This is a genomic window from Streptomyces sp. NPDC058674, assembly GCF_042716505.1.
GTDB lineage: Bacteria > Actinomycetota > Actinomycetes > Streptomycetales > Streptomycetaceae > Streptomyces.
Genome location: NZ_JBHXSC010000084.1, coordinates 1 through 26,442, shown reverse-complemented (window position 1 = coordinate 26,442; position 26,442 = coordinate 1). Strand labels below are relative to the sequence as shown.

The 26,442-nt window shown below is 72.0% G+C and carries 25 protein-coding genes; 9 read left to right on the top strand and 16 right to left on the bottom strand.

Features of this window, described 5'->3' with window-relative positions:
* The first annotated feature begins 139 nt into the window (after window positions 1–139).
* Window positions 140–703 carry a GNAT family N-acetyltransferase gene (locus ACFWU6_RS30105; protein ID WP_383808309.1) on the top strand — a complete coding sequence of 188 codons (564 nt, stop codon included), beginning with the start codon at window positions 140–142 and terminating at the stop codon, window positions 701–703.
* 13 nt (window positions 704–716) lie between these two features.
* Here ACFWU6_RS30105 and ACFWU6_RS30100 read toward each other — a convergent pair whose 3' ends face one another.
* From ACFWU6_RS30100 to ACFWU6_RS30070, 7 genes are all read right to left on the bottom strand, one after another.
* Window positions 717–2,429 carry a type VI secretion protein gene (locus tag ACFWU6_RS30100; RefSeq protein WP_383984172.1) on the bottom strand — a complete coding sequence of 571 codons (1,713 nt, stop codon included), beginning with the start codon at window positions 2,427–2,429 and terminating at the stop codon, window positions 717–719.
* Between the two features lie 2 nt (window positions 2,430–2,431).
* Entirely contained in the window at window positions 2,432–3,853 is a 1,422-nt protein-coding gene (locus ACFWU6_RS30095) for an ATP-binding protein (protein ID WP_383808303.1), read from the bottom strand.
* Between the two features lie 19 nt (window positions 3,854–3,872).
* Complete coding sequence (locus tag ACFWU6_RS30090; protein ID WP_383808300.1) at window positions 3,873–5,435, bottom strand: SCO6880 family protein; 1,563 nt, start codon at window positions 5,433–5,435, stop codon at window positions 3,873–3,875.
* Window positions 5,432–6,790, bottom strand: coding sequence for a hypothetical protein (locus ACFWU6_RS30085; RefSeq protein ID WP_383984169.1), 1,359 nt, complete (start codon window positions 6,788–6,790; stop codon window positions 5,432–5,434). Before ACFWU6_RS30085 ends, ACFWU6_RS30090 begins: the two co-directional genes overlap by 4 nt.
* Complete coding sequence (locus ACFWU6_RS30080; RefSeq protein WP_383984166.1) at window positions 6,780–7,604, bottom strand: hypothetical protein; 825 nt, start codon at window positions 7,602–7,604, stop codon at window positions 6,780–6,782. Before ACFWU6_RS30080 ends, ACFWU6_RS30085 begins: the two co-directional genes overlap by 11 nt.
* 103 nt (window positions 7,605–7,707) lie before the next feature.
* Window positions 7,708–8,016 (bottom strand): hypothetical protein, encoded by a 309-nt coding sequence (locus ACFWU6_RS30075; protein ID WP_031145169.1) that lies wholly within the window; start codon window positions 8,014–8,016, stop codon window positions 7,708–7,710.
* A gap of 505 nt (window positions 8,017–8,521) precedes the next feature.
* Window positions 8,522–9,367: a pentapeptide repeat-containing protein gene (locus ACFWU6_RS30070; RefSeq protein WP_383984163.1), complete on the bottom strand. Its 846-nt coding sequence runs from the start codon at window positions 9,365–9,367 to the stop codon at window positions 8,522–8,524.
* A 312-nt stretch (window positions 9,368–9,679) separates the two neighbouring features.
* Between ACFWU6_RS30070 and ACFWU6_RS30065 the strand changes: the two genes are divergently transcribed.
* The 4 genes from ACFWU6_RS30065 (at window position 9,680) to ACFWU6_RS30050 (ending at window position 13,458) form a co-directional block, all read left to right on the top strand.
* Window positions 9,680–10,288, top strand: coding sequence for a LysE family translocator (locus ACFWU6_RS30065; RefSeq protein WP_383984160.1), 609 nt, complete (start codon window positions 9,680–9,682; stop codon window positions 10,286–10,288).
* A 51-nt stretch (window positions 10,289–10,339) separates the two neighbouring features.
* Window positions 10,340–11,134: a thioesterase family protein gene (locus ACFWU6_RS30060; RefSeq protein WP_383808283.1), complete on the top strand. Its 795-nt coding sequence runs from the start codon at window positions 10,340–10,342 to the stop codon at window positions 11,132–11,134.
* Window positions 11,135–11,505: 371 nt separating this feature from the next.
* Window positions 11,506–12,513 carry an NlpC/P60 family protein gene (locus tag ACFWU6_RS30055; RefSeq protein WP_383808312.1) on the top strand — a complete coding sequence of 336 codons (1,008 nt, stop codon included), beginning with the start codon at window positions 11,506–11,508 and terminating at the stop codon, window positions 12,511–12,513.
* A 204-nt stretch (window positions 12,514–12,717) separates the two neighbouring features.
* On the top strand, window positions 12,718–13,458 hold the full coding sequence (locus tag ACFWU6_RS30050; protein WP_383984157.1) for a phosphatase PAP2 family protein: 741 nt from the start codon (window positions 12,718–12,720) through the stop codon (window positions 13,456–13,458).
* Window positions 13,459–13,674: 216 nt separating this feature from the next.
* Here the strand turns inward: ACFWU6_RS30050 and ACFWU6_RS30045 are convergent, their stop codons facing one another.
* Both ACFWU6_RS30045 and ACFWU6_RS30040 read right to left on the bottom strand, forming a co-directional pair.
* A complete protein-coding gene (locus tag ACFWU6_RS30045) occupies window positions 13,675–13,908 on the bottom strand; it encodes a hypothetical protein (RefSeq protein ID WP_383808277.1) in 234 nt (77 codons plus the stop codon).
* A 206-nt stretch (window positions 13,909–14,114) separates the two neighbouring features.
* Window positions 14,115–14,327, bottom strand: coding sequence for a hypothetical protein (locus ACFWU6_RS30040; RefSeq protein WP_383808274.1), 213 nt, complete (start codon window positions 14,325–14,327; stop codon window positions 14,115–14,117).
* A gap of 132 nt (window positions 14,328–14,459) precedes the next feature.
* On the opposite strand from ACFWU6_RS30040, the gene ACFWU6_RS30035 reads away from it, so the two are divergent.
* Together ACFWU6_RS30035 and ACFWU6_RS30030 are read left to right on the top strand one after the other, a co-directional pair.
* Window positions 14,460–15,296, top strand: coding sequence for a hypothetical protein (locus ACFWU6_RS30035; protein WP_383808271.1), 837 nt, complete (start codon window positions 14,460–14,462; stop codon window positions 15,294–15,296).
* A gap of 306 nt (window positions 15,297–15,602) precedes the next feature.
* On the top strand, window positions 15,603–15,755 hold the full coding sequence (locus ACFWU6_RS30030) for a hypothetical protein (RefSeq protein ID WP_383808314.1): 153 nt from the start codon (window positions 15,603–15,605) through the stop codon (window positions 15,753–15,755).
* 137 nt (window positions 15,756–15,892) lie between these two features.
* On the opposite strand, the gene ACFWU6_RS30025 is transcribed toward ACFWU6_RS30030, so the two are convergent.
* The gene (locus ACFWU6_RS30025; RefSeq protein ID WP_383808268.1) at window positions 15,893–16,234 is read right to left on the bottom strand and encodes a metal-sensitive transcriptional regulator; all 342 of its coding nucleotides are present in this window, start codon (window positions 16,232–16,234) and stop codon (window positions 15,893–15,895) included.
* Window positions 16,235–16,430: 196 nt separating this feature from the next.
* Here ACFWU6_RS30025 and ACFWU6_RS30020 point away from each other — a divergent pair, with 196 nt between their 5' ends.
* Together ACFWU6_RS30020 and ACFWU6_RS30015 are read left to right on the top strand one after the other, a co-directional pair.
* Window positions 16,431–17,051 carry a DUF47 domain-containing protein gene (locus ACFWU6_RS30020; RefSeq protein ID WP_267724386.1) on the top strand — a complete coding sequence of 207 codons (621 nt, stop codon included), beginning with the start codon at window positions 16,431–16,433 and terminating at the stop codon, window positions 17,049–17,051.
* Between the two features lie 5 nt (window positions 17,052–17,056).
* Window positions 17,057–18,058, top strand: a complete 1,002-nt coding sequence (locus tag ACFWU6_RS30015; protein ID WP_383808264.1) for an anion permease — start codon at window positions 17,057–17,059, stop codon at window positions 18,056–18,058.
* Between the two features lie 135 nt (window positions 18,059–18,193).
* Here the strand turns inward: ACFWU6_RS30015 and pstB are convergent, their stop codons facing one another.
* The 6 genes from pstB to ACFWU6_RS29985 form a co-directional block, all read right to left on the bottom strand.
* A complete protein-coding gene (gene pstB, locus ACFWU6_RS30010; protein WP_383808261.1) occupies window positions 18,194–18,970 on the bottom strand; it encodes a phosphate ABC transporter ATP-binding protein PstB in 777 nt (258 codons plus the stop codon).
* 29 nt (window positions 18,971–18,999) lie between these two features.
* Window positions 19,000–20,082 carry a phosphate ABC transporter permease PstA gene (gene pstA / locus ACFWU6_RS30005; RefSeq protein WP_383808257.1) on the bottom strand — a complete coding sequence of 361 codons (1,083 nt, stop codon included), beginning with the start codon at window positions 20,080–20,082 and terminating at the stop codon, window positions 19,000–19,002.
* On the bottom strand, window positions 20,082–21,071 hold the full coding sequence (pstC, locus tag ACFWU6_RS30000; protein ID WP_383808254.1) for a phosphate ABC transporter permease subunit PstC: 990 nt from the start codon (window positions 21,069–21,071) through the stop codon (window positions 20,082–20,084). The genes pstA and pstC overlap by 1 nt, the downstream gene beginning before the upstream one ends.
* A gap of 129 nt (window positions 21,072–21,200) precedes the next feature.
* Window positions 21,201–22,340, bottom strand: a complete 1,140-nt coding sequence (gene pstS, locus ACFWU6_RS29995) for a phosphate ABC transporter substrate-binding protein PstS (protein WP_383808252.1) — start codon at window positions 22,338–22,340, stop codon at window positions 21,201–21,203.
* A 233-nt stretch (window positions 22,341–22,573) separates the two neighbouring features.
* On the bottom strand, window positions 22,574–23,581 hold the full coding sequence (locus ACFWU6_RS29990) for a CHAD domain-containing protein (RefSeq protein ID WP_383808249.1): 1,008 nt from the start codon (window positions 23,579–23,581) through the stop codon (window positions 22,574–22,576).
* Window positions 23,562–25,850, bottom strand: coding sequence for an RNA degradosome polyphosphate kinase (locus ACFWU6_RS29985; protein WP_383808246.1), 2,289 nt, complete (start codon window positions 25,848–25,850; stop codon window positions 23,562–23,564). The genes ACFWU6_RS29990 and ACFWU6_RS29985 overlap by 20 nt, the downstream gene beginning before the upstream one ends.
* Between the last annotated feature and the right edge of the window lie 592 nt (window positions 25,851–26,442).

Below are 26,442 nucleotides of genomic sequence, written 5' to 3'. Positions count from 1 at the left end.
AGGGGGGACCCTGTGGGAGAGTAGGACGCCGCCGAACAATTATTGTGGGAGAGCCCCGCACCTTATGGTGCGGGGCTTTTCTGCGTTCCGGGCCAAAAATCCCGGGCCTCGCCGGCAGGCGCTCGTTAGGATCCTGGCCATGAACGGCTACGTGATACGAGCGGTCCGCGGCGACGAGTGGCAGAAGGTCAAGGAGCTGCGACTGACCGCGCTTCGGGATCCGGCGGCGCCGATCGCCTTCCTGGACACGTGGGATCAGGCTGCGGCCAGGTCCGATGCCTATTGGAAGGACCGGACGGAGGGGTCTTCGGAGGGGCGGGCCGCGCGGCAGTTCGTTGCCGAGGCGCCGGACGGGAGTTGGGCCGGGTCGGTGACCGTGCTGGTGGAGGAGGCCGGGACCACGGACTACTTCCGGCATCCGGTCGAGCGGACGCAGGGGCACCTCGTCGGGGTCTTCGTGCGGAGCGGGCAGCGGGGGGCCGGGCTGGCGGACGCGCTGTTCGGAGCCGCGCTGGACTGGGCCTGGTCGTTGGAGGGGCCGGCGCTGGAGCGCGTGCGGCTGTTCGTGCACGAGGACAACGCGCGGGCGCAGGCCTTCTACCGGCGGTTCGGGTTCGAGCCCAGCGGGCTGCTGGTATCGGTGCCGGGTGACGAGCCGGCGAAGGAGCTGGAGTACCTCTTTCCGCGGCCCGCCGGGCTGTAGGGCCGCGGAGCCGTCAGGGGAGTTGCGCGTGCGGCCAGCGGGAGCGGGCCTGTTCGCGGCTGCGGCAGAGGGCCAGCAGGGGCAGGGGGCCGTCCGCCAGGAGTTCCGGGAGCCGGGGGACGGGGGCCACGGCCGCCACGTCGTCCAGGACCAGGGAAAGTGGTGGGTCGAGCCGACCGTGGGATGACCGTGCGGCCATGCGGCGGCCGTGCTCGACCACGTGCGAGGCGAGTGCGGTGAGCAGGGGCATCGCACCCGGGTGGGTGCGGGGGTCTTCCACCGGTTCGCCCACCACGTAGAGGCTGCCCCCTTCGTCCAGGAACGAAGCCAGGGTGAGGGAATCGGTGCGGTTCGGGTTGCAGGCCTCGCGGATGTGGATCGACGACAGGCAGGAGAGGGCACGGGCCGTCAGGTTCTGGGCCAGCTCCCGGCGTTCGGGGTGTGCGGTGAGGGCGCTTTCGAGTTCACCGGCCGCGCCGGATGCCGCCTGGGGGTGGGTGCGCAGGACGCGTACGGGCTCCTGGGCGTTGGTCCCCTGCGTCCAGCGGTGGAGCTGTTTGAACGGGCGGCTGTCGAGGGCGGCTGCCTGGAGCCAGCTGCGCAGGAGCGTTTCGGCGGTGTCGGCGACGGCCGCGTCCATGCGGGCCTGGGGGCGTACGGGGGCCAGCAGGGCGGTCGCGCGGGCCGCGGCGGTGTCGCGGTCGGCGCACCCCTCGGCCGGGTTCCAGTGCATGCGGGCCGGGGTGTCGCACAGGTGGTGGGGGTCGTAGAGGAGGACCGGGCCGAGTTTGGCGCGGGCGTCCTTGGTCTCGGCCCAGAGGGCGGGGGAGGAGGTCACGACGAGGACCGCGCCCTCGGCCGCGGCGATGGCCCGGGCCGCGAGGTGGTGCCGCTCGGCGGGGTCGGCGTAGGCCATGCGGCGGGTCGCGAGGGTGGGGGGCGTCGCAGCGGCGGGGGCGTAACCGAAGCCGTGGCGGTAGGCCTCGTCCGCCGGGGCGGCGGTACGGTCCGCCGCGTGGGCGGGGGCCGCGACGAGTCGGGCGGTGACGGGGGCCGGTGCCGTCAGCGGGGCTCCCGCGGCCGGGGCCGCAGCGGTGGTGGGTGCGTGCGGCTGGGGCGCCGGAGCGGGCTGCCGGGGGCCGAGGCCCTCCCGCGCGGCGGGGGCCGGGGGGACGGGCCCGTACGCCGCGGGGGCGGGCCCGTACGCCGGGGAGACTGGTTCCTGCACCGCGGTGGCGGGCTCGTACGCCCGGGGCTTGGGGGGCGGCGGGGCCTGGTGGGGTACGGAGTCCTGTGCGGCTCCCGCCGGGACCGCGGTCGTGGCCGGAGCGGCGGCTCCGGCCGCGCGTGCGTCCTGGCGGGCCAGGGCGCGGCGGGACTTGGTGCGGGCGATCACGCCGATCGCGAAGACGGCCAGCACGAACATCACCAGGAGCTGGCTGACGAACAGGCCCCAGAACAGCCCCCAGCCCGGGAGGGACTCCGCGGCGGTGTCCGGCCAGGCGCCCGGTACGTCGTGCGGTTGCGCTATCAGGGCGCGGACGGCTTCCGGGGTGCGGGTGAAGGTGACGGTGTCCGGCCAGGAGCCCTTGGCGAAGAGGGCGGCCAGGCCGGTGGCCGTCCAGACCAGTACGGCGAGGCCGAGGAGGAAGGCCAGGAGGGCGACCAGCAGGCCGTCGGGGATGCCGCCGCGCGCGGGGGTCTGCGTACGCCGTGCGTCGTGCATGGTCAGGCCACCGTGGTCGCGGAACCCGGGCCGCTGGTGTTGCGGCGGCGTTCGATGGACAGGGCGCGCTCCTCCGCCTCCAGTTCGGCGGCGAGCATGTCGTCGGAGAGCAGGCCGGGGACGGAGGACTCGGTCATGGCGCGGTCGGTGTAGACCAGGGGGCGTTCGGCTTCGGTGATCAGGTGTTTGACGACCTGGACGTTGCCGTTGACGTCCCACACGGCGATGCCCGGGGTGAGGGTGGGGATGATCTCCACGGCCCAGCGCGGCAGGCCGAGGACGAGGCCGGTGGCGCGGGCCTCGTCCGCCTTCTGGGCGTAGATGGTTCTGGTGGAGGCCATCTTGAGGATGGCCGCGGCTTCTCGTGCGGCCGCGCCGTCGACGACGTCGGAGAGGTGGTGGACGACGGCGACGAAGGACAGGCCGAGGCGGCGGCCGAACTTCAGCAGGCGCTGGAAGAGCTGGGCGACGAAGGGGCTGTTGATGATGTGCCAGGCCTCTTCGACCAGGAAGATCCGCTTCTTGCGGTCGGGCCGGATCCAGGTGTGCTCCAGCCAGACGCCGACGATCGCCATGAGGATGGGCATGGCGATGGAGTTGCGGTCGATGTGGGAGAGGTCGAAGACGATCAGCGGGGCGTCGAGGTCGATGCCGACGGTGGTGGGGCCGTCGAACATGCCGCGCAGGTCGCCGTCGACGAGGCGGTCGATGACGAGCGCGACGTCGAGGCCCCAGGCCCGGACATCGTCTATGTCGACGTTCATCGCGAGGGCGGACTCGGGCTCGGGGTGGCGCAGCTGCTCGACGATGTCGGTGAGGACGGGCTGGCGGTCGCGGATGGTGTCGACGACGTAGGCGTGGGCGACCTTGAGGGCGAAGCCGGCGCGCTCGTCGAGGCCGTGGCCCATGGCGACTTCGATGATGGTGCGGAGCAGGGCGAGCTGGCCGGTCGTGGTGATGGCCGGGTCGAGCGGGTTGAGGCGGATGCCGTCGTCGTTCGCGGCGATCGGGTCCAGGCGGATGGGGGTTATTCCCAGCTGCTGGGCGATCAGGTTCCACTCGCCGACGCCGTCCTCGCCCTGGGCGTCGAGGACGACGACCTGGCGGTCCTTGAAGCGGAGCTGGCGCAGGACGTACGTCTTCTCCAGGGCGGACTTGCCGTTGCCGGACTCGCCGAGGACCAGCCAGTGGGGTGCCGGGAGCTGCTGTCCGTACAGCTGGAAAGGGTCGTAGATGTAGCCCTTGCCGCTGTAGACCTCGCGGCCGATGATGACGCCGGAGTCGCCGAGGCCGGGGGCGGCGGTGGGCAGGTAGACGGCTTGCGCCTGCCCGGTGGAGGTGCGTACGGGCAGGCGCGTGGTCTCGACTTTGCCGAAGAGGAAGCTGGTGAAGGCGTCCGTCAGGGCGGACATGGGATCTCGCATGGGCGGCACTTCCTTCCGGCTAGCGTCGGATGCCGGTGGCGAACGGCAGGGTGTTGACGAAGGCGCGGTGGTGCTCGCGGTCGCACCACTCCAACTTCAGGTAGGACTTGCCGGCGGAGGCGCGGATGGTGCGCTTGTCGCGGGCGAGGGCCTCCGGTGAACGCGAGGACACCGTGATGTACCCGACCAGGTTGACTCCGGCCGCACCGCTGGCGAGATCTTCACCCCTCTGGTCGAGCCGCCCGTGGGCGGCGATGTCGCGGGGGTCGACCGTCCGGTTCATCTTGGCGGCGCGGGAGGCGTCGGCCTCGTCGTTGGTCTTCTCCGTGAGCATGCGCTCGATGGCCACCTCGGTGGGCTCCAGGTCCATGGTGACGGCGACGGTGCGGATGACGTCCGGGGTGTGGACGAGGAGGGGGGCGAGGAAGTTGACGCCGACGGGGGTCATCGGCCACTCCTTCACCCAGGCGGTGGCGTGGCACCAGGGGGCCCTGGTGGAGGACTCGCGGGTCTTGGCCTGGAGGAAGGTGGGCTCCACGGCGTCGAGTTCTGCGGGCCAGGCGTTGCGCTTGGTCATGGCCTGGATGTGGTCGATGGGGTGGTCCGGGTCGTACATGGAGTGCACGAGGGAGGAGAGCCGGCCCTGGCCCAGGGGCTGGCGTACGCGGATGTCGGCTTCGGCGAGGCGGGCGCAGATGTCGGTGAGCTCGCGGGCCATGACGATGGCGAGGCCGGCGTCGCGGTCGAGCTTGCGGCCCTTCTGGGGGGTGGAGGCGCGGGCGATGGTGTGGGCCTCCGCGGCGAGCTCGCGCGTGTAGTGCATGCAGGCGACGAGGTAGGCGCGGTGCTGTTCGGAGGAGGTCGACACCATCGACTGGAGCTGGTCGTAGGAGTCGCGGAGCCAGCCGGGGGCCCGGGTGTCGCCGCGCTGGGCGACGTCCTTGGCGTGTGCGTCGGGGTCGGCGGGGAGCGTACGGGCGAGCATCTGGAGGCGGGTGACGAAGCCGTCGCCGTTGGCGACGTGTTTGAGGAGGGTGCCGAAGCGGTCGACGAGGGCCTCTTGGTCCTCGCTGTCGCGCAGGCCGACGCCGGGGCCCTCGATCTCGATGGCGGCGGTGACGGTCCTGCGGTCCGCGTGGAGGAGGACGGCGATCTCGTCGGGGCCGAAGGGGGCGGCGAGCCAGCTGATGCGGCCGATGCCGGGGGGCGGGCCGACTTCGACCTCGCGGCCGTCGGAGCCGCGGATGCCGGCTTCCATGGCGCTCGACCGGTAGGTCGTGCCGCGGCGCAGGGTGCGCTTGTAGCTGCGGTTGATCTCGAACCACCGGTAGAAGGTGCGGCCCTTGTAGGGGACGTACACGGCGGCCAGCGCGACCATGGGGAAGCCGACCAGGCTCACGATGCGCAGGGTGAGGTCGGGGACGAGCAGTCCGCTCATCATGCCGAAGAACGCCCCCGCGATGATGAGGGCGATCTCGCCGGTCTCGCGGTTCTTGCCGACGATCGCGTTCGGCCGGGCCCGGCCGATGAGATACGTGCGGCGGGGTGCGACCGGGTGCAGCTGGTGGGACTGGGTCGTCAACGCCCGTCACCTCCTGTGTTCCTCGTGCTCGTGCTCGAACTCGTGCGGGGCGGGGGTGCGGCGGAGGGGACGGCACCGCTGCCGGCTCCGCCGCCGGAGGTGCCGCGGCTGCTGTGGGCGGCCACGCCTCCGGACATGGGGTTGGCGGGGCGGGGTGCGCTGTGGGCGCCGCCGTCTCCGCCGCCGCGGTGGGCGCCGCGGCTGCTGTGGGTCTTGATGCCCTGCGAGACGAGGGAGGCCGGGGAGCTGATGACGGCGGCTGCTTGGGAGCCGTCGGTGGCGTTGCTGCGGTTGGAGCGGGCGGAGGCGATCTCGTCGCCGAAGCCGGGGACGAAGCGGTAGATCATCGCGGAGGCGAAGATCGCCAGGAGGATGATCGCGAGGCCGGTGACGACGGCGGAGAAGGCGTTCGGGCCCTGTTCGCCGGCGAGGGCGCCGGCGAGGCCGAGGACGATGACGATCACCGGCTTGACCAGGATGACGGCGATCATGATGCCGGCCCAGCGGCGGACGTGGCCCCAGAGGTTCCGGTCGACGAGCCCGGCGTAGACGACGACGCCGAGGAGGGCGCCGACGTAGAGGAGGGCGGCGCGGATGAAGAGCTCGAGGTAGAGCACGCCGGCGGCGAGGACGGTGACGAGGGCGACGACGATCAGCATGATCGGGCCGCCGCCGATGTCGTCGCCCTTCTTGAGGGCTTCGGTGAAGGAGCCGAAGAAGACGTCGGTCTGGCCGCCGGTGGCGGAGGCGATCACCTCGGTGACGCCGTCGGTGGCGGAGACGACGGTGTAGAGGACGAGGGGGGTGAAGGCGGAGGCGAGGACGGTGAGCCAGAGGAAGCCGATGGCTTCGGAGAGGGCGGTGGTGAGGGGGACGCCGCGGATGGCGCGCTTGGCGACGGCGAAGAGCCAGAGGACGAGGGTGAGGATGGTGGAGGCGGCGAAGACGACGGCGTACTGCTTGAGGAAGGTGTCGTTGGTGAAGTCGACTTCGGCGGTGCTCTTGACTGCTTCGCTGAGTTTGGTGACGATCCAGGCGGCGGCGTCGGCGCAGCCCTTGGCTAGGGAGGCGAGGGGGTTGAGGGCGTCCCCTCCGTCGCTGGGTGCCAGTCCTGTCCCGGGCGCCCCGCCCGTGGTGCCCCGGCCGTTTTCGCAGTACTGCTTGGACGGGCCGTCGAGCAGGGCGCACGGGTCGTTGCTCGGCTGCGGCGTGGGTGTGGCGCTGGGCGTCGGTGTGGGGGTGGCGCTGGGCGTCGGTGTGGGGGTGGGCGCGGCGTGGGCGCGCGTCGCTAGGGTCATGGAGGCCATGTGGACGGAGGCGATCACGCCCAACCGAAGGCGGAGGCTAGCGGGCATAGGTGAACCCTCCGAACTCCTTGACGGCCTTGCTCATGTCGTCGGACGTTGCGACGGGGACGTCCCCGGGGACAGGGGCGGGTCCGTCCAGCTGGGTGTCGTCGACGATCTTCCAGTCGTCGCCTACCCAGTTCAGTTCGAAGGTCCAGGTCTTCCACGTGGTGCGGACCGGGTCCGTCGACTTCTCGCCGGACATGCCGATCAGCCCCGTGTACCAGACCGCGATCTTCGCGGTCGTCGGGGTGTAGCTCTCGACCCTGGTGCCGATCGGGACGGTTCTGGTCACGAAGGTGCTCCCTTGGGGGGCCGCGCCGTTCGCGTCGAGGCCGAGCTGGGCGAGGAACGCGGTGGAATATGCGGCGTCCTGAGGACCTTTCATGGCTGCTGCCGCGCTCGGGGTGTAGATCCCGTCGACCAGTTCGTGCCGGGTGTTCTTCTTGAACATCGCGTCGGATCCCAGGGCCACCGCGTAGTTGGCCGCCGCCGATTGGGCGCCCTGTTCGTCGTGGGCGAAGCCTCGGGGGATGCCGGAGGCCTTGCCCGTGACCGGGGTGGTGCCCGTGGCCGCTGTCGAGGTGGTGGAGGGGGCCTTGTCCGAGGTCTCCGTCGCGCGGGTGTCCGGGGAGCGGTTCGCGAAGGCGATGGCCGCGATCAGGAGGACCACCACGCCGACCACCGTGATCAGGCTGCGGGTGACGCGGGGGGCGCGGCGGGTGGGGCCGTAAGGGTCCGTGGGGGAGTCCGGGAGGCGGGTGCGGGTCTGGCCCGTGCCGCCGACCTCGCCGTAGCCGCCGTACTGGTCGTCGTTGCTCATTTACGTGTCGGCCCCCTCCGCGTCGTACGACGGTAGCGCTGGTACCCGCGCAGGCGCGGTGTGGTGAGTCCTCATCAGGCAGGTGCGGCCGCGGTGGGTCAGGCTAGACGGCCATTCCGTAGACGATCGTGAAGAGGGTGCCGAGGGAGCCGATGATGAAGACGCCCGTGAGGCCGGCCACGATCAGGCCCTTGCCCTGTTCCGCGCTGAACGTGTCGCGCAGGGCGGTCGCGCCGATGCGCTGTTTGGCCGCGCCCCAGATGGCGATGCCGAGGCAGAGGAGGATCGCGACGGCCATGACCACCTCGATCATGATCTTCGCTTCGTTGCCGAGACTGCCGAAAGGCCCCCAGTTCGGGGCGATTCCGCCGATGATGGTGGTGATGTCGCCCTTTTCGGCTGCCAGGATCATGCAACTCACCGCCCTTGTATGGGTAGTTCCGGTCGCCCGAGCCCGACGGCAGGGGTCACTCTCTATCTTCGCTGATGAAACAGCCGTCGTCGTCGACTTGGCTGCTCTCTTTACCCGATCTCACGGCCCGCGACCCGCTGGGGCGCTCTGACCTGGGGCCGGGTGGGGTGCATCCGAAAGAACGTATGGTCACTCTGTGTATCACGGGGGGTGACGTGGGGCAATGATTGCCGTCCCGGCGTACGGGGGGCGGGCTGAGGCACCGCCGTTCGGCGTAACGGGTGTGCGTGTCGTTGGGCCGACTCGCCGGCGCGTGTCCGACTCTTCGTCAGTCGTACCATCCGCGCGCGTGGTTGCGGGCGATGCTCCACGTCGACCGGTACGACGGCGACGAACGAGGGTTGCGCCGGAGGTGGTGTGACCGCTCGACGTGACGGTCGGCCGGCAGGGGTTCGGGGCGTCGCGGTGGCCGCCGAGGGCATCTGCGGGTCGAGTGCCGGTGGGGTCAGGCCCAGTGGGTGGGGTGGGTGAGGTGGGACGGGAGGCGGGTGGCCGGGTTGCCCTGGGCGGCGTTCAGCTGGGGCTGGGTGAGGAAGACCGCGTCGCGGAGGTCGGCGCCGCGGAGGTTCGCGTCGCGGAGGTCCGCGCCGATCAGGTCCGCCCTGCGCAGGTCGGCGCGGCTGAGGTCGGCGGCGATCAGGTAGGCGCCGCGGAGGTTCGCGCCGCGCAGGTCCGCGCCGGAGAGGCGGGCGCCCATCAGGTCGGCGCCGCGGTGGTTCTTCCTGCGGCCCGGCACCTCGGCCCGTACGAGCTCGCTGCTCTTGAGGAGCAGGGCGTTCGCCTCGTGCCGCAGGGCGCTCACGTCCAGGGCCGCGAGGGCCTCGGCGTCGGCGCGCGTCCAGCGCTCGGTCTCGGCGAGGGCGTGGCGCAGCCCGGGGTGGACCGGGGCGGCGGCCGGGAGGGCCAGGGCCTCGGCGAGGTAGGCGAGCAGCTCGTGCAGCTGCCGCATCACGGGGAAGACCTCGTACATCTGTCGGGCGGTGCCGGGGTGGGTGCGCCAGTCGCGTCCGCCGAAGGTGACCTGGGAGACCTGCTGGCCCGCGCCGAGGCAGTCGAAGACCGTGCAGCCGCGGAACCCCGAGTCCCGCAGCCGGGTGTGGATGCCGCAGCGGAAGTCCCGGGCGAGATTCGTGCAGGGGGTGCCCGCGGGCTTGTCCGCGGCGAAGTCGCTGGATTTGGCGAAGGGGAGCGCGACGCAGCACAGCGCGAAGCAGTTCGCACAGTCGGCCTGGAGGACGGGGAGAGCGGGGAGGTCGGGGAGCGCGGCGGGGAGTTCGGGCATGTGGTCCATTGTCACCCGTCGGGGGAGGCGGGCCGGGTCCGGCGGGCGGTCCGGGGGACGCCGTCCACCTCCCAGGTCCGGAGAGGCCCGGCCGACGGGCGGCTCGCACCGCTCGCGCTGGCGTCCGGGCGGCCGGGCCCGCCGAGCGGAGGACCCGGGGCGGCCACTGCGACTCCTCGCCCGCCCCCGGACGACGGACAGCTCCCCGGCCGTGCCACGGGCCCGGCCGGCACACCTCGACCGCGGCGTCCGGCCTGACGACAAGTGTGTGCAGAAGAAAGGGGGTTGATCGGCGGGGAGGTGAGCGGTGAGCATCCTCGTATGACCGAAGTGATCGCAGTTGCCGTCATCACCCTCCTCGCCGTGATCAGCCCCGGCGCCGACTTCGCCATGGTGGTCCGCAACAGCTGCCTCTACGGGAGGCCCACGGGGCTGTTCGCCACCGCCGGGGTCGCGGCGGGCGTGCTGGTGCACGTCGCCTACACGATGCTCGGCGTGGGGCTGCTGATCGCCTCCTCCACGGCGCTGTTCACGGCGATCAAGCTGGCGGGCGCGGTCTATCTGGTGTGGATCGGGATACGGACCTTCCGGGCGCCGGCCGAGCTGGGCGTCGATCTGGAGGACGGTCCGGGGCTGACCCGGTTCGAAGCGCTGCGGTCGGGTTTCCTGACCAACGTGCTCAACCCGAAGACCACGCTGTTCGTGGTGTCGACCTTCACGCAGGTGGTCGGTCCGGACACCCCGGTGTGGCAGCAGGCGGGCTACGGGGTGTTCATGTCGGCGGCGCACCTGGGGTGGTTCGGGGCGGTGGCGCTGTTCTTCTCCGGCGCTCTGCTGCGCGAGCGGTTGCTGAAGGCGCAGAAGGCGTTGAACCGGGTGATCGGGTCGGTGCTGGTGGGGCTGGGGATGGGCCTGGGGTTCGCCCGCTGACCGCGTGGCGGGGTCTGGTGCCCGGAGTTACCTCTCGGTAGCGTGCGGGCCATGAGTGCTGCCGAGGGGTTCTTCGAGCGGGTCGGCGCGGGGCGGTTCCTGGCCACCGAGGACACGCGCGGCCCGTGGGATCCGGGCGCGCAGCACGCCGGGCCGCCCGCGGCGCTGCTGGGCCGGGCCGTCGAGGAGCGGCCCGGTGCGCGGGACGACATGCGGATCGCCCGGATCACCTACGAGATCCTGCGGCCGGTGCCGATCGGTGCGCTGGAGGTCACCACGAGCGTGCTGCGGGCGGGCCGCGGTACGGAGGTGGTGGAGGCCGCGCTCACCCCGCAGGGCGCGGGGCGGCCGGTGATGCTGGCGCGGGCGCTGCGGATCAGGGTGGCGCGGGAGCCGGTGCCGGCGGTGCTGCCGGGGCCGGAGCTGCCGCCGCCCGGGGAGGTGGGGGAGACGCCGTTCTTCGCGGTGCCGTGGGAGCGGGGCTATCACACGGCGATGGAGACCCGCTTCACCGAAGGCGCGTTCGTCGCGCCGGGGCCGGGCACCTGCTGGATGCGGATGAGGGTGCCGCTCGTCGCGGGGGAGGCCGCCAGGCCGCTGGACCGGGTGCTGATCGCCGCCGACTCGGGCAACGGCATCAGCGCCGTGCTGGACTTCGGGCGCTACGTCTTCGTCAACGGCGACCTCACCGTCCACCTCCACCGGCACCCGGCGGGGGAGTGGGCCGGCGTGGAGGCCCGGACCAGTGTCGATCCGGCCGGGATCGGGCTGGCCGACGCGCGGCTGCACGACGAGAAGGGGCCCATCGGGCGGAGCGCGCAGAGTCTGTTCGTCGCGCCGAGGTAGCCCCTTCGCCGGGCGGGGCGCCGCGGGGCGCCGTGCCGCCCGGCGGCGGTCCGGCGGGGTTCCTGAGTGTTCCCGTGGACCCGTACGCCACCTGGGGCTGGCGCGACTGCGCGGAGTTGACGTGCCCGGACGCTGTCCCGGGCGCCGTCCCCCTCGCCGTGGACTGGGGGACTGGACGGTGGTCGTCCGTCGCGTTGAGGATGGGTCCGGGGCGTACGCGGGCATCGCCTGCGCGGGCCCTCGGGGGGCGGCTTCGCGGATGGCGGGTGACGGGTCGTGGTCCCAAGTGGGCTAGTCCGATAGGCGACACGGTCGAATCGCGGCGGAAAGTGATAACGATGGGGGAGGGTTGACGGGTGCGCAGATTCTGGATGTTGGGCGGGATCGGGTTCGGGGTGTGTCTGAGCTTCCTCGTGCTGCTCGTCGTGGGGACGTATTCCGCCGCCGCGGGCCTCGTGGGAGCCGGCGCGGGCGCCGGCGCCGTGGGGCTCGCGAAGGGCGCCGTGCCGGGGAAGTACCAGGCCCTGGTGGAGAAGTGGGGCAACCTGTGCCCTGCCATCAATCCGGCGCTGCTCGCCGCGCAGCTGTACTCGGAGAGCGGCTGGAACCCGAGGGCGGTGAGCCCGGCGGACGCGCGCGGCATCGCGCAGTTCATCCCCGGCACCTGGGCGGGCCACGGCATCGACGGGGACGGTGACGGGGACCGGGACATCTGGGACCCGGGCGACGCGATCCCGTCGGCAGCCTCCTACGACTGCGAACTCGCCAAGGACGTGGCGAGCGTTCCGGGTGACAAGGCGTCGAACATGCTCGCCGCCTACAACGCCGGCGCGTACGCGGTCATCAAGTACGGCGGGGTGCCCCCGTACAAGGAGACCCAGGGCTACGTGAAGACGATCACGACGCTCGCCAAGAGCTTCGCCCGGCCCGTCGGCCGGGTCGCGCCGTCCCAACAGGCCGCCGGGGCGATCTACTTCGCGCAGAAGCAGCTCGGCACGCCGTACCTGTGGGGCGGCAACGGAACCCCCGACCAGGACGGCCGGTTCGACTGTTCGGGGCTGACGAAGGCCGCGTACGAGACGGTGGGGATCGAGCTGCCGCGCGTGGCGAACGACCAGTACAACGCCGGTCCGCACCCTTCGCGGGCCGAACTGCTCCCCGGGGACCTGGTGTTCTTCTCCGATGATCTGACGAATTCCCGGGAGATCCGGCACGTCGGCCTCTACGTGGGCGGGGGCTACATGATCAACGCCCCCTTCACCGGCGCCGTGATCCGCTTCGACAAGATCGACACACCCGACTACTTCGGCGCGACGCGCGTGACCAAGGACGGTGCGGAAGCGCTTCCGGAGCGCGCGGCGGCCAGTGGGGCGCCCTAGCGACTCTCCGTGAGGTCCAGGCCCTGAGCTGCGACGATGAGTCACTCTTCGATAACGTTGAAGTGATCATTCGGTGGAGAGTGGAACGGGGCCGCCAGAACGGGCGTTCCATGGACACGAGGGCCGATCGACCGGGGGGCGAAGGGGCGCACACAGGCGTGTGCCCGCAGGGGAACCACCGAAAGAGCAAGGGGCCGCATCGCCATGGCTGAACTCGCGACCGGTGGGCCGAACGCGGATGTCAGCCTGCTGTACGGGATCAACTCCCTGGCCCGGCAGGCCCCCGGGTGGTGCGACCGGGCCGTCGGCCTGACCGGCGAGTACGTGGTTCCGCTGGCCCTGGTGCTCCTCGTCCTGTGGTGCTGGCACACCGTCCGCCGCCGGTACGAGCCGACGGCCGCCGAATCGCTCGCCGCGCTGGTGTGGGCTCCGCTGGCATCCGCGCTCGCCCTCGCCGTGAACGTGCCGCTGCGCGAATTCGTCGGGCGGCCGCGGCCCTTCCGGCAGCACGAGGGCCTCCAGGTGCTCGACTCCGGCTCCGGCGGGGTGCTCGGCGCGGGGCCGGCCAGGACGGACTTCTCCTTCGTCAGCGACCACGCCACCCTCGCGATGGCCCTGGCCGCGGGCCTGTTCGTGGCCCACCGCAGGTTCGGGCTCGCCGGGATCGGGCTCGCCCTCGTGGAGGGCTTCTGCCGTGTCTACACGGGGGTCCACTACCCGACCGACGTCATCGGCGGCTTCGCGCTCGGCACCGCCGTCGTCCTGGTGCTCGCGCCGCTGGCGATGGCGCTGCTGACCCCGGTGGTGCGGGCCGTGGGCGGTTCGGCGCGCGTGGGGTGGCTCGTACGGTCCAAGGACCCGGTACTGCCCCTGCCGGTCGATCTGACGCAGGCCCAGACCCCGCCGGCGGGGTCGCGTACGCACGACAGCGACCTGGCCGCCTGAGCCGTGGGCCGCGGTGCCTGAGCCGTCGGCCGTGCCGCTGGAGCCGTCGGCTGCGCCGGCTGAGCCGGACGCCGGGCCTCCGCCGTGCGGCCGGGGCGCCGTACGGGCGTCACGCGGGGGCGAGCGAGTCCCATACGGCGAGCAGCACGGCCGCGAGCAGGCACAGCCCGGCGGCCCCGAAGCACAGCCGCGCCGCGGTCGGGCGCGACCGGGGCGTCACCGGTCGCCGTCCTTGGTGCCCCGGTCGTCGGCGCCCTCGTCGCGGCGGTAGCGGGAGCGCAGCCACAGCCCGGTGGCGACCGCGGCGGCGGTGGTGAGCCCGACCGCCAGAGCCACGTCGCCGGGGCCGTCCGCGGTGCCCACGGGCCGGGCCCAGGCCGTGGCGGCGGGCGCGGAGGCGATCAGCAGGGCCCAGAGGAGGGCCGCGAGGCGGGCTGCGGGTCCTGGCATGAGTCAAGGGCATCCGCTCGGGCGCGTCTCGGCCAGCGGGGCGATCCGAACGGGCGACGCGCCCGGCTCGTCCCCTCCCGCGAGGGCCGACCGGGCCGGCGCGATCCGGAAGGGGCGGCCGGCCTCGTGTGGTGACGGGTGCTGCGACCGGGACCTGTGACCACGTGCCGGGCCGGGCGAAGCCGCCCGGCACACGGCGCTAGACGCTAGAGCGCCGTGTGCCGGGCGGCGTCCTTGCGTGCGAGGTCGCGGGAGCGGCGGGCCGGGCCGCTCCAGCCGCAGGTGCAGACGGCCAGGCAGAACGATCCGCGTTCGGTGGTGGAGGTGGTGTGTCCGGCGGGCGGCTGGTGTTCCCGCGGGCGCTGGGGCGGCAGGGAGGCAAGCGGAGGGACCGGGGTCGCTGCGGTGTGCGGTTCCACGCCCCCACGGTACCCGGCTCCGGCGCGGGCCGGGGAGGAGCCGGGACCGTGACGGGAAACCCCGGACCTCGTTAACCGGAGCGGGTGGGGACCTCGGGCAAACAGGCGTCACGCGTTGGGGGTTGGCAGGCGATGGTGGTGCACCAGCACAGGCGACGACGCGGACGTGCCGGGGAGGCGGTGCTCGCCGCCGCCGTCGTCCTGGCGGTCTCGGCGACGGGCGGGTGCGCGGCGCCCGGCGCCGCCGGCGACGACCGGCCCGCCGCGGACCCGGGAGCGGTGGTACGCGGAGCCGCCGACGCCCTGTCGAGGACGGGCAGCGCGCGGACCCGTACGGCGATGGAGATGGCCACGGGCGGCACCCGGGTCACCATCCGCGGCGAGGGCGGCGTCGACTTCAGGAGCCGGATGGGCCGGCTCCTGGTGATGCTCCCGGCCGACGTGAAGGGCAAGGCCGAGCACCGGCCCCTCACCGAGCTGCTGGTGCCGGGCGCGCTCTACATGAAGAACCGCGGCGCGGGGGTGCCCGCCGACAAGTGGGTACGGGTCGACACGACGGCCCTCGCCGACGGGAACCTGGTCACGGGCGGGGCCACCGATCCGCTGGCCGCGGCCGAGCTGCTGCGGGGCGCGCAGGACGTGACGTACGTCGGGGAGACCGAGGTGGGCGGCACCGTGGTGCGGCACTACCGGGGGATCACCGACATCGGCCGGGCGGCGCGGAGCGCTTCCCCGGGCGTGCGGGGCGCGCTGGAGGCAGCGGCGAAAGGGTTCAGCAAGGACGCCGTGCCGTTCGAGGCGTACCTGGACCGGGAGGGGCGGCTGCGCCAGGTCCGGCACCGCTTCACGTACGTCAGCAATGGCGTGATCGATGTCTCGTCCACGACGCAGTTCTACGGGTTCGGCACCCCGGTGACCGTCGTGCTGCCCCCGAGCGGGGACATTTTCGCCGGGAAGATCGCCGACTAGTGCGGTGAACCCTTCCGGTCACAGCACTGCGGGCCGGGCGGGGGAGAGGCGGCGCGATCGGGCCATGCGGGGTATCCGGAAATGGTCCATCCGTGTCATGCGGGGGGAGGCCGGGGCTCCCTAGGCTGGGGAGGCGGGTGCCGGGTGGCTCCTGCCGGGCGGCCGGTGGTCCGCGCGGTCGGCGGCCGGTGCGGTTCCGGTGGGTTCCGTTGGGTGACGAGCGGCCGCGACGCGTGGCCGCAGGGCGAAGGCGCAGACCGAAGACGCAGGCCGATGACCGTATGACGGCAGATCGAGGTGACACGCGTGACTCCCGCAGGCGGTACGACGGTGCAGGACCACGTGGCCCTGGCCGAGATCGAGCTGTGCGGTGAGCTGATCATCGCGGCGTCGGCCGAGGTCGAGGAGCGGCTCAGCCAGGACCGCATCGACGAGGTCCTGATGGGGTTCGGACTGTAGGGCCGGGTCCGCCGCGGACCCGTCGGGCGCCCGTGTTCCGCGCCGCCGCGCGGGCGGCGCGCGCCGCGCCGGCTTCCCGGGGCGCAGCCGGGGACCGCGCGCCCGCCCGCCGCGGGGGCGGGGAGCCGTCCGGCCGGTCAGGTGCGCAGGAGGCGGGCGATGGCCTTGGTGGCTTCCTCGACCTTGGCGTCGATCTCCGTGCCGCCCTTGAGGGCCGCGTCCGCCACGCAGTGGCGCAGGTGCTCCTCCAGCAGCTGGAGGGCGAAGGACTGCAGGGCCTTCGTGCTCGCCGAGACCTGGGTGAGTATGTCGATGCAGTAGACGTCCTCGTCGACGAGGCGCTGGAGGCCGCGGATCTGGCCCTCGATCCGGCGCAGCCGCTTGAGGTGCTCGTCCTTCTGGTGGTGGTAGCCGTGGACGGCTCCGGGGGCGGCCGTGCCGGATTCGGCTCCCGAGCCCTCCGCCTCGATGGTCGTCATTGCGTCCTCCCGTGGTCCTGGCCGAGGGGCGCATACCCCTCATGGGTATAGCGTACGGGGCCGCTGCCTTGGGGGCAGGGGCCCGTGGGTCCTCACTCTGCCTGATGGAGGACACTGGGGAACGGCCGGTTAGCCGTGGCCGGGGGATGCGCCTAGCATCAGCCTGACCGAATCCAATGCACCCCGAGGACCTCACGTGCGATTTCGTCTGACCCCCAGGGAGACGAGCTTCTACGACATGTTCGCCGCATCCGCGGACAACATCGTCACGGGCTCGAAGCTCCTGATGGAACTGCTCGGAGCGGATTCTTCCGCCCGGGTCGAGATCGCGGAGCGGATGCGGGCTGCGGAACACGCGGGGGACGATGCCACCCACGCGATCTTCCACCAGCTGAACTCCTCCTTCATCACGCCGTTCGACCGCGAGGACATCTACAACCTCGCCTCGTGCCTCGACGACATCATGGACTTCATGGAAGAGGCGGTCGACCTGGTCGTCCTCTACAACGTGGAGGAACTGCCCAAGGGCGTCGAGCAGCAGATCGAGGTGCTGGCGCGCGCGGCGGAGCTCACCGCCGAGGCCATGCCGCACCTGCGGACGATGGACAACCTGACCGAGTACTGGATCGAGGTCAACCGCCTCGAGAACCAGGCCGACCAGATCCACCGCAAGCTGCTCGCGCAGCTCTTCAACGGCAAGTACGACGCCATGGAGGTGCTGAAGCTCAAGCAGATCGTCGACGTGCTCGAAGAGGCCGCCGACGCGTTCGAGCACGTCGCGAACACGGTGGAGACCATCGCGGTCAAGGAGTCCTGAACCACGTGGACACCTTTGCCCTGATCGTGACCATCGGTGTCGCGCTCGGTTTCACCTACACCAACGGTTTCCACGACTCCGCGAACGCCATCGCCACGTCCGTCTCCACCCGCGCGCTGACCCCGCGGGCGGCGCTCGCGATGGCCGCCGTCATGAACCTCGCCGGCGCCTTCCTGGGCAGCGGCGTCGCCAAGACGGTCAGCGAGGGCCTGATCGAGACGCCCCACGGGAACCGGGGCATGTGGATCCTGTTCGCGGCGCTGGTCGGCGCGATCGTCTGGAACCTGATCACCTGGTACTTCGGCCTTCCCTCGTCCTCCTCGCACGCGCTCTTCGGCGGCATGGTCGGCGCGGCCCTCGCGGGCGGCACCGAGGTCATCTGGACCGGTGTGGTCGAGAAGGTCGTCATCCCGATGTTCATCTCACCGGTGGTCGGCCTGGTCGTCGGCTACCTGGTGATGGTGGCCATCCTGTGGATGTTCCGCCGGGCCAACCCGCACAAGGCGAAGCGCGGCTTCCGTATCGCGCAGACCGTCTCCGCGGCCGGCATGGCGCTGGGACACGGCCTCCAGGACGCGCAGAAGACGATGGGCATCGTGATGATGGCCCTGGTCATCGCCGATGTGCAGGGAGCCGGCGACGCGATCCCGATCTGGGTCAAGATCGCCTGTGCCGTGATGCTGTCGCTGGGCACGTACGCGGGCGGCTGGCGCATCATGCGCACGCTCGGCCGCAAGATCATCGAGCTGGACCCGCCGCAGGGCTTCGCGGCCGAGACCACCGGTGCGTCGATCATGTTCGGTTCGGCGTTCCTGTTCCACGCGCCGATCTCCACCACACACGTGATCACCTCGGCGATCATGGGCGTGGGTGCGACGAAGCGGGTCAACGCGGTCCGCTGGGGCGTCGCCAAGAACATCATCCTGGGCTGGTTCATCACCATGCCGGCGGCGGCCCTGGTCGCCGCGGTCTGCTTCTGGATCGTGGACCTGGCCTTCGTCGGCTAGTGCTGTGAGGGACGGCCCGGTGCCGACCCGCTCGTGAAAGTGGGCCGGCTCCCCCCACCCAGGGGGAGCCGGCCCTTTTCCTTTCGCCCCGCGGTGGCACCGCCATGCAGCACCGCGGGACGTCAGCACATCTCTTTAGCCGAAGCGGCCGGAGATGTAGTCCTCGGTCGCCTGCACGGACGGGTTGGAGAAGATGCGGTCCGTGTCGTCGATCTCCACGAGCTTGCCGGGCTGGCCGACCGCGGAGAGGTTGAAGAAGGCGGTGCGGTCCGAGACGCGGGCCGCCTGCTGCATGTTGTGCGTCACGATGACGATCGTGAACAGCTCCTTGAGCTCGCCGATCAGGTCCTCGATGGCGAGGGTGGAGATCGGGTCGAGGGCGGAGCAGGGCTCGTCCATCAGCAGGACCTGGGGCTCGACCGCGATGGCGCGGGCGATGCACAGCCGCTGCTGCTGGCCGCCGGAGAGGCCGGAGCCCGGCTTGTTCAGGCGGTCCTTGACCTCGTTCCAGAGGTTGGCGCCCCGCAGGGACCTCTCGACGATCTCGGACAGCTCGGACTTCTTGAAGTTGCCGTTCAGGCGCAGGCCGGCCGCCACGTTGTCGAAGATCGACATGGTGGGGAAGGGGTTGGGCCGCTGGAAGACCATGCCGACGGTGCGGCGGACCGCGACCGGGTCGACGCCGGGGCCGTACAGGTTCTCGTCGTCCAGGAGCACCTTCCCCTCGACGCGGCCGCCGGGGGTGACCTCGTGCATGCGGTTCAGGGTGCGCAGGAAGGTGGACTTGCCGCAGCCGGAGGGGCCGATGAAGGCCGTCACCGAGCGGGGTTCCACGGTCATCGAGATGTCGTCGATGGCCTTGTGGGTGCCGTAGAAGGCGGAGAGGCCGCTGACGTCGATTCGCTTGGCCATGAGGGGTCACATCGCTTTCATGAGTCGCGTCAGCGACCGGTCTTCGGGGCCTTCCAGCGGGCGATGCCGCGGGCCACCAGATTGAGGATCATGACGAAGGCGATCAGGACGAGCGCTGCGGCCCATGCCCGGTCGTAGGAGGCTTCACTGCCGACCTTGTACTGCTCCCAGATGTACAGCGGGAGCGAGGACTGGGCGCCTTCGAAGGGGTTGTTGTTGATCAGCTGCGATCCGAAGACCAGCAGCATGATCGGAGCGGTCTCGCCGGCGATGCGGGCGACGGCCAGCATCACACCGGTGGAGATGCCGCCGATGGCGGTGGGGAGCACGACCTTGAGGATCATGCGCCACTTCGGTACGCCGAGGGCGAGGGCGGCTTCGCGCAGCTCGTTCGGGACGAGCTTGAGCATCTCCTCGGTGGAGCGGACCACCACCGGCATCATCAGGATCGACAGGGCCATGGCGCCGGCGAACCCGGAGGGGCCGAAGCCGAGCATCAGGTTCCAGGTCGTCAGGATGAACAGGCCCGCCACGATCGAGGGGATGCCCGTCATGACGTCGACGAAGAAGGTGACGGCCCGGGAGAGCGCGCCCTGGCCGTACTCGACGAGGTAGACGGCGGTCAGCAGGCCGATGGGAGCCGCGATGACCGTGGCCAGGGCGACCTGCTCGATGGTGCCGAGCAGGGCGTGGTAGACGCCGCCGCCCTCGTCGAAGCTGGTCACGCCGTTCATCGAGTGGCTGAGGAAGTTGCCGTCGAGGAGGCCGATGCCGCGGCTGATCGTGGTCCACATCAGCGAGAGCAGCGGGATGACCGCGAGGACGAAGCAGACCCACACGACGGAGGTCGCGACGCGGTCCTTGGCCTGGCGGCGGTTCTCCACGACCGCGCTGGCGGTGTACGTGACGGCGACGAACAGCAGGGCCGCGAGCAGGCCCCACTGGACCTTGCTGTGGAGTCCGAAGACGAGGCCGATGCCGGAGCCGAGGGCCACCGAGAGGACGGCGATGCCGGCCGGGGCCCAGCGGGGCAGGCCGCCGCGGGTGAGGCCGGCGGGGGCGGCGGACTTGCGGGCCGGTGCGGGCCGCTGGTCCTGGAGTACGTGGCTCATCAGGCGTTCGCCCCCGAGAAGTCCTTGCGGCGGGCGATGATCAGCCGGGCCGCGCCGTTGACCAGCAGCGTGAGGAGGAAGAGGACCAGGCCGGAGGCGATCAGCGCGTCACGGCCGAACTCGTTGGCCTCGTCGAACTTCGCGGCGATGTTCTGCGCGAAGGTGCCGCCGCCCGGGTTGAGCACGTGCAGGGAGATCAGGAAGCTCGGGGACAGGACGGTCGCGACGGCCATGGTCTCGCCGAGTGCGCGGCCCAGGCCGAGCATCGAGGCGGAGATGACGCCGGAGCGGCCGAAGGGGAGCACCGACATCCGGATGACCTCCCAGCGGGTCGCGCCGAGGGCCAGGGCGGCCTCCTCGTTCATGCGCGGGACCTGGAGGAACACCTCGCGGCTGACGCTGGTCACGATCGGCAGGATCATGATCGCGAGCAGGATGCCGACGGTGAAGAGCGAACGGGCCACGCCGATCTGGGTCTTCTCGAAGACGTACGTCCAGCCGAGGTACTGGTCGAGCCAGAGGTTCAGGCCGCCCAGCTGCGGGACGAGGAAGAGGGCGCCCCAGATGCCGTAGATGATCGACGGTACGGCGGCCAGCAGGTCGACCGTGTACGCGAGGGGCGCGGCGAGCCGGCGCGGCGCGTAGTGCGAGATGAAGAGGGCGATGCCGACCGCGATCGGGACCGCGATGGCCATCGCGATGATCGAGCTGACGACGGTGCCGAAGAGGAGGACGGCGATGCCGAAGACGGGCGGGTTGGCGGAGGCGTTCCAGTCGAAGGTGGTGAGGAAGTTCCCCTCGTTCTTCGACAGCGCTATCGCGGCGCGGTAGGTGAGGAAGACGGCGATCGACGCCATGATCACCAGGAGCAGGATGCCGGAGCCCTTGGAGAGGCCCGCGAAGATCTTGTCACCGGCGCGGCCGGTGGATCCCGTGCTCCTGGAGACAGGCGGAGCCGTGTCTGTCTGGGTGGGTGTGGTGGAAGCCATGGTCTTTCCGGTCTGTGTGGGGGGCAGGCCCCCTGGCGGCGGTGCACCGGATTCCCCCGGGTGGAGGGGAAGGGTCCCGGGCCCGGTCCGCTCCCGGACGGGGGAGCGGACCGGGCCTCGGGGTCAGGACTAGGACAGCGAGGCGACGACCTCGCGGACCTTGGCGTTGATCTCGGCGGGGATCGGCGCGTAGCCGTTGTCCAGCAGGACCTTCTGGCCCGCGTCCGAGGAGGTGTAGTTCAGGAAGGACTTGACGGTGGGCAGGGTCTCGGCCTTGTTGCCCTTGTCGCAGACGACCTCGTACGTCACCAGGACGAGCGGGTAGGCGCCGTCGGCCTTGGTGGTGTAGTCGAGCTTGAGCGCCAGGTCGGAGCCGGTGCCGGAGACCTTGGCGGCGGCGATGGCCTTGGAGGCGTTCTCGCCGGTGGCCGCGACCGGGGCGGCGGCGCCCGTGTTCAGGTCGACGGTCTTGATGCTCTGCGAGCTGGCGAAGGAGAGCTCGAAGTAGCCGATCGCACCGTCGACCTGCTTGACCTGCGCGGCGACGCTGGACGAGCCGGAGGCGGACTGGCCGCCCGGCGCGGCCCACTTCTTCGCGGCCTCGTGCGGCCAGGCGTCGGGGGCGGCGGCCTTCAGGTACTTGGTGAGGTTCTCGGTGGTGCCCGAGTCGTCGGACCGGTGGAAGGCCTGGATCGGGGTCGAGGGAAGCGTGACGCCGGGGTTCAGCTTCTTGATCGCCTCGTCGTCCCACTTCTTGATCTTGTCGTTGAAGATGTTGGCGACCGTGGCGGCGTCGAGGTTCAGCTTGTCCACGCCGGCGACGTTGAAGCCGAGGGCGATGGGGCCGCCGACCATCGGGAGGTCGATGCCCTGGCCACCGGTGCAGATCTTCTTCGACTCCTCGACCTGCTCCGGCTTCAGCGCCGAGTCGGAGCCGGCGAAGCCGACGGTGCCCTGGTTGAAGGCGACGATGCCCTCACCGGAGGAGGAGGACTTGTAGTTCACCTCGACGCCGGAGCAGGCGGCCATGTAGTTCTTCACCCACAGCTCGATCGCGTTCTTCTGCGCGGACGAGCCCGAGGCCAGCAGCTTGCCCTTCGCGCCGTCGCACTTGATGTCACCCGCGGCGGCGGCCGACGGCTTGCCGCTGGCCGAGCCGTCGGCCTTGGTGTTGTCGTCCGAGCCGCACGCCGTGAGGACCAGGGCGCCGGACACGACAAGCGCCCCGAGGGCGGAGGCACGAAGCATGTTCTTGCGCTGAAGCTTCACTTTCGGGTGTTCCTTCCAGAAGCCGCCGGCCGCTTTCTTGGTCGGGGCGGCGTGCGAAGAGGACTGCGTCGATGTGCCCGGGGAGCCGCTCGACCTGCGGGCGGTTCGGACCGTGCACCACCGAAATTAGGCCGGACAGGTGAAGTGGCCGACCGGGGAGAGTGAACGGACGGTGAACCGTGGCGGGCCACCCGGTGCATCCGGCCCGGATCGCCCCCGGGCGCAAGTATCCGTTATCCGCCCGTTATCTCAGCGTGACCGCGGCTGCCCGAGGGCAGGGCGGCCGCCGGCCAGATGTGCCGGAAGGCGCAGCGGGCGGCCTCGACCGCGTGGCGCTGGTCGGCGTGCAGCACCCCCAGGGCGTAGGCCGTCGCCGGTGCGATGCGCGGGGTGCGGGCGGCCGTCGCCGACGCGGCGGCCGCCTCGGCGGCGTCCCGGTGGCGGTCCAGGGCCTCGCCCGCGGCGGCCGGCCGGGCCACGTCCTCGCCCAGCGCCTCCCGGGCGTAGCGGTGGGTCCGCAGGAGCCGTCGCACCTCGTGCCAGAGCCCGTCGTGGGCCGCGTTGTACGGGTGCCCGTCCTCGGCCGGGGGCAGCGCGGCGACCGCCGCCGACAGACGGGTTTCGGCCACTGCCGCGAGCGGGAGCAGGACCTCCTCCGCGCGTCCCCGGGCGGCGACCGGGTCCAGTGGGACCTCCGAGGCCAGCACGGCCACCGCGTCCGCCACCGCGTGGAAGCGGGCGGAGCCGAGCGCCTGGAGGGTGGCCGAGTGGGCGCGCGTACGGGCCAGGGTCAGCTGGCGCTCCAGCAGGGCGCCGGCGCGCGCCGAGCCCACGGTGAGCGCGCCCGCGGAGCCGACGGCCGCGGCGACCGCCGTGCCGCGCGCCGCCGGGACGTCCGGGGAGCCCGAGAGCCGGTGCAGGGCGTCCATCAGCCGGGCCAGCCGGGCGGCGTACGCGTGTTCGTCGGCGAGGGTCGTGGACAGCCACACCAGCTCGGTGCGCAGCCCGTCGGCCCAGGACGACTCGGTCACCACCCGGTAGGTGGCCAGTGATCCGCTGATGCGGCGCGCCGCCCCCCGCAGGCCGCGCGCCGCCCGGACCCCCTCGGCGGCGTCGGCGCCGCTCTGGGCGCTCTGCTCGTGCAGCCTCAGGGCCCGCAGGAAAGCGGTGGCCTGGGAGCGCAGGTACGCGGCGAGCACGTCACCCGCGCCGGCCGTCGGGTCATGGTTTGGCTGAGCCACGCCGGCGCCTCCGGGCGTCAATGAGCATCTCCTGTACGTGCCGCAGCGGCTGGCCCTCGGAGTCCGTGCTGCGGCGGGTCCATTCGCCGTCCGGCCCCAGGTGCCATGAGGAGGTGGCGTCGGACATGCCGGTCTCCAGCATGCGGTCCAGTGCCGCGCGGTGGGCCGGGTCGGCGACCCTGACCAGTGCCTCGATACGACGGTCGAGGTTGCGGTGCATCATGTCGGCGCTGCCGATCCACACCTCGGGTTCGCCGCCGTTGCCGAAGGCGAAGACCCGGGAGTGCTCCAGGAAGCGGCCGAGGATCGAGCGGACCCGGATGTTCTCCGAGAGGCCGGGGACCCCGGGGCGCACCGCGCAGATGCCGCGCACCCAGATGTCGACGGGGACCCCCGCCCGGGCGGCCCGGTAGAGGGAGTCGATGAGGGCCTCGTCGACGATCGAGTTCATCTTCAGGCGCACGTACGCGGGGCGGCCGGCCCGGTGGTGGGCGGCCTCCTTGTCGATCCGCGCGATCAGCCCGTCGCGCAGCGAGCGCGGGGCGACCATCAGCCGGCGGTAGGTCTCGCGGCGCGAGTAGCCGGAGAGCCGGTTGAAGAGGTCGGAGAGGTCCGCGCCGACCTGCGGGTCGGCGGTGAGCAGCCCGAGGTCCTCGTAGAGCCGGGCGGTCTTGGGGTGGTAGTTGCCGGTGCCGACGTGCGAGTAGCGGCGCAGCTGGTCGCCCTCCTGGCGGACGACGAGCGACAGCTTGCAGTGGGTCTTGAGGCCGACGAGCCCGTAGACGACGTGGCAGCCGGACTCCTCCAGCTTGCGCGCCCACTTGATGTTGGCCCGCTCGTCGAAGCGGGCCTTGATCTCGACGAGTACGAGGACCTGCTTGCCGGCCTCGGCGGCGTCGATCAGGGCGTCCACGATCGGGGAGTCGCCGGAGGTGCGGTACAGCGTCTGCTTGATCGCGAGCACGTCGGGATCGGCGGCCGCCTGCTCCAGGAAGGCCTGCACCGAGGTGGAGAAGGAGTCGTACGGGTGGTGCAGCAGGACGTCCCGCTCGCGCAGCGCGGCGAAGATGTCGGGGGCGGAGGCGGACTCGACCTCGGCGAGGTCGCGGTGGGTGCCGCCGACGAACTTCGGGTACTTCAGCTCCGGCCGGTCCAGGGAGGCGATCCCGAAGAGGGCGGTCAGGTCCAGCGGACCGGGCAGCGGGTACACCTCGGAGGGGTTGACCTTCAGCTCCTGCACGAGGAGGTCCAGGACGCCGGGGTCGATGGACTCCTCGACCTCCAGGCGCACCGGCGGGCCGAAGCGGCGCCGCATGAGCTCCTTCTCCAGGGCCTGGAGGAGGTTCTCCGCGTCGTCCTCCTCGACTTCGAGGTCCTCGTTGCGGGTCACGCGGAACATGTGGTGCGCGAGCACCTCCATGCCGGGGAACAGCTCCTCCAGGTGCGCGGCGATGACGTCCTCCAGCGGGACGTAGCGCTGCGGGGAGGCCTCCAGGAAGCGGGAGAGGAGCGGCGGGACCTTGACCCGGGCGAAGTGGCGGTGGCCGCTGACGGGGTTGCGTACGACGACGGCCAGGTTCAGGGAGAGGCCGGAGATGTACGGGAAGGGGTGCGCGGGGTCCACGGCCAGCGGCGTCAGCACCGGGAAGATCTGGTTGCGGAACAGCGTGAAGAGGCGGGCCTGCTCCTTCTCGGTGAGGTCGGGCCAGCGGACGAGGTGGACGCCCTCCTCGGCGAGGGCCGGGCAGATGTCCTGCTGGAAGCAGGCGGCGTGGCGGGCCATGAGCTCGCGCGAGCGCGTCCAGATGAGGTCCAGCACCTCGCGCGGCTGCAGGCCGGAGGCCGAACGGGTGGCGACGCCGGTCGCGATGCGCCGTTTGAGGCCGGCCACGCGGACCATGAAGAACTCGTCGAGGTTGCTCGCGAAGATCGCGAGGAAGTTCGCGCGCTCCAGGAGGGGCGTCGTCGGGTCCTCGGCCAGCTCCAGCACCCGCTCGTTGAAGGCCAGCCAGCTGCGTTCCCGGTCCAGGAAGCGGCCCGGGGGGAGCTCGCCGCCGTCCTTGTCGTCGTAGGCGTCCAGATCGGCGTCCAGGTCCGGTTCGAGATCGACGTGCGGGCGGTGCGCGGAGATGGAGCCTATGCGCGCGTGCGCGCCGGTGACGGCGTTGGCGGTGCCGCCGAAGGCGGTGGCGCCGGTGGAGGGCGCGGAGGGGTGAGACGGCTGCTGGGCGGGGACCTCGGTGGGGCCTGCGCTGGGCTGGTGGCTCATGACTCCATTCTTCCGCCCCCGCGGGAGGACGGGCGCGTCGGACGTGTCGGCCGTCAGTCGGAGTCGGGGATGCATGCGGGGAGAGTCGCAAGCGTGTCTGAATGCCCGGTTAATGGCGTGTGGCTTCCCGGGTCCGGCTGGCACACGAGTCGCTCCCGGGGGGGGGCGGGGGCGTACGCGGGCCCGGGCGGGGGCCGTGCGGGGGCCGTGCGGGGCCTCTGCGGGGCCCCGCGGCCCGTGCGTGTCCCTGCGGGGCGGGCGGGGGCGGGCCGAGCCCCTGCGGGGCCCGGTGCCGCGCCGTGGTCGGGGCTCCGCCCCGGGCCCCGCGCCTCAAACGCCGGCGGGGCTGGAAGAGGCGGCACGGCCGGCAGGAGCGGCGCCGGGCGGGGGTGGCCGGGCCCCGGCGGGCCGGAGGGCGCTGGCCTCCGCGCGGGCCGAGGTTCTGTGGGCGCCCTGCGGGGCCCGGTGCCGCGCCCGTGGTCGGGGCTCCGCCCCGGGGCCCCGGGGCGGCCAACCCCCGCGGGGGGGGGGGGGGCGCCGCCGGAGCCCCGGCGGCGCCCGGGGGGGGGGGGGGGGGCCCCCCCCCCGCCGC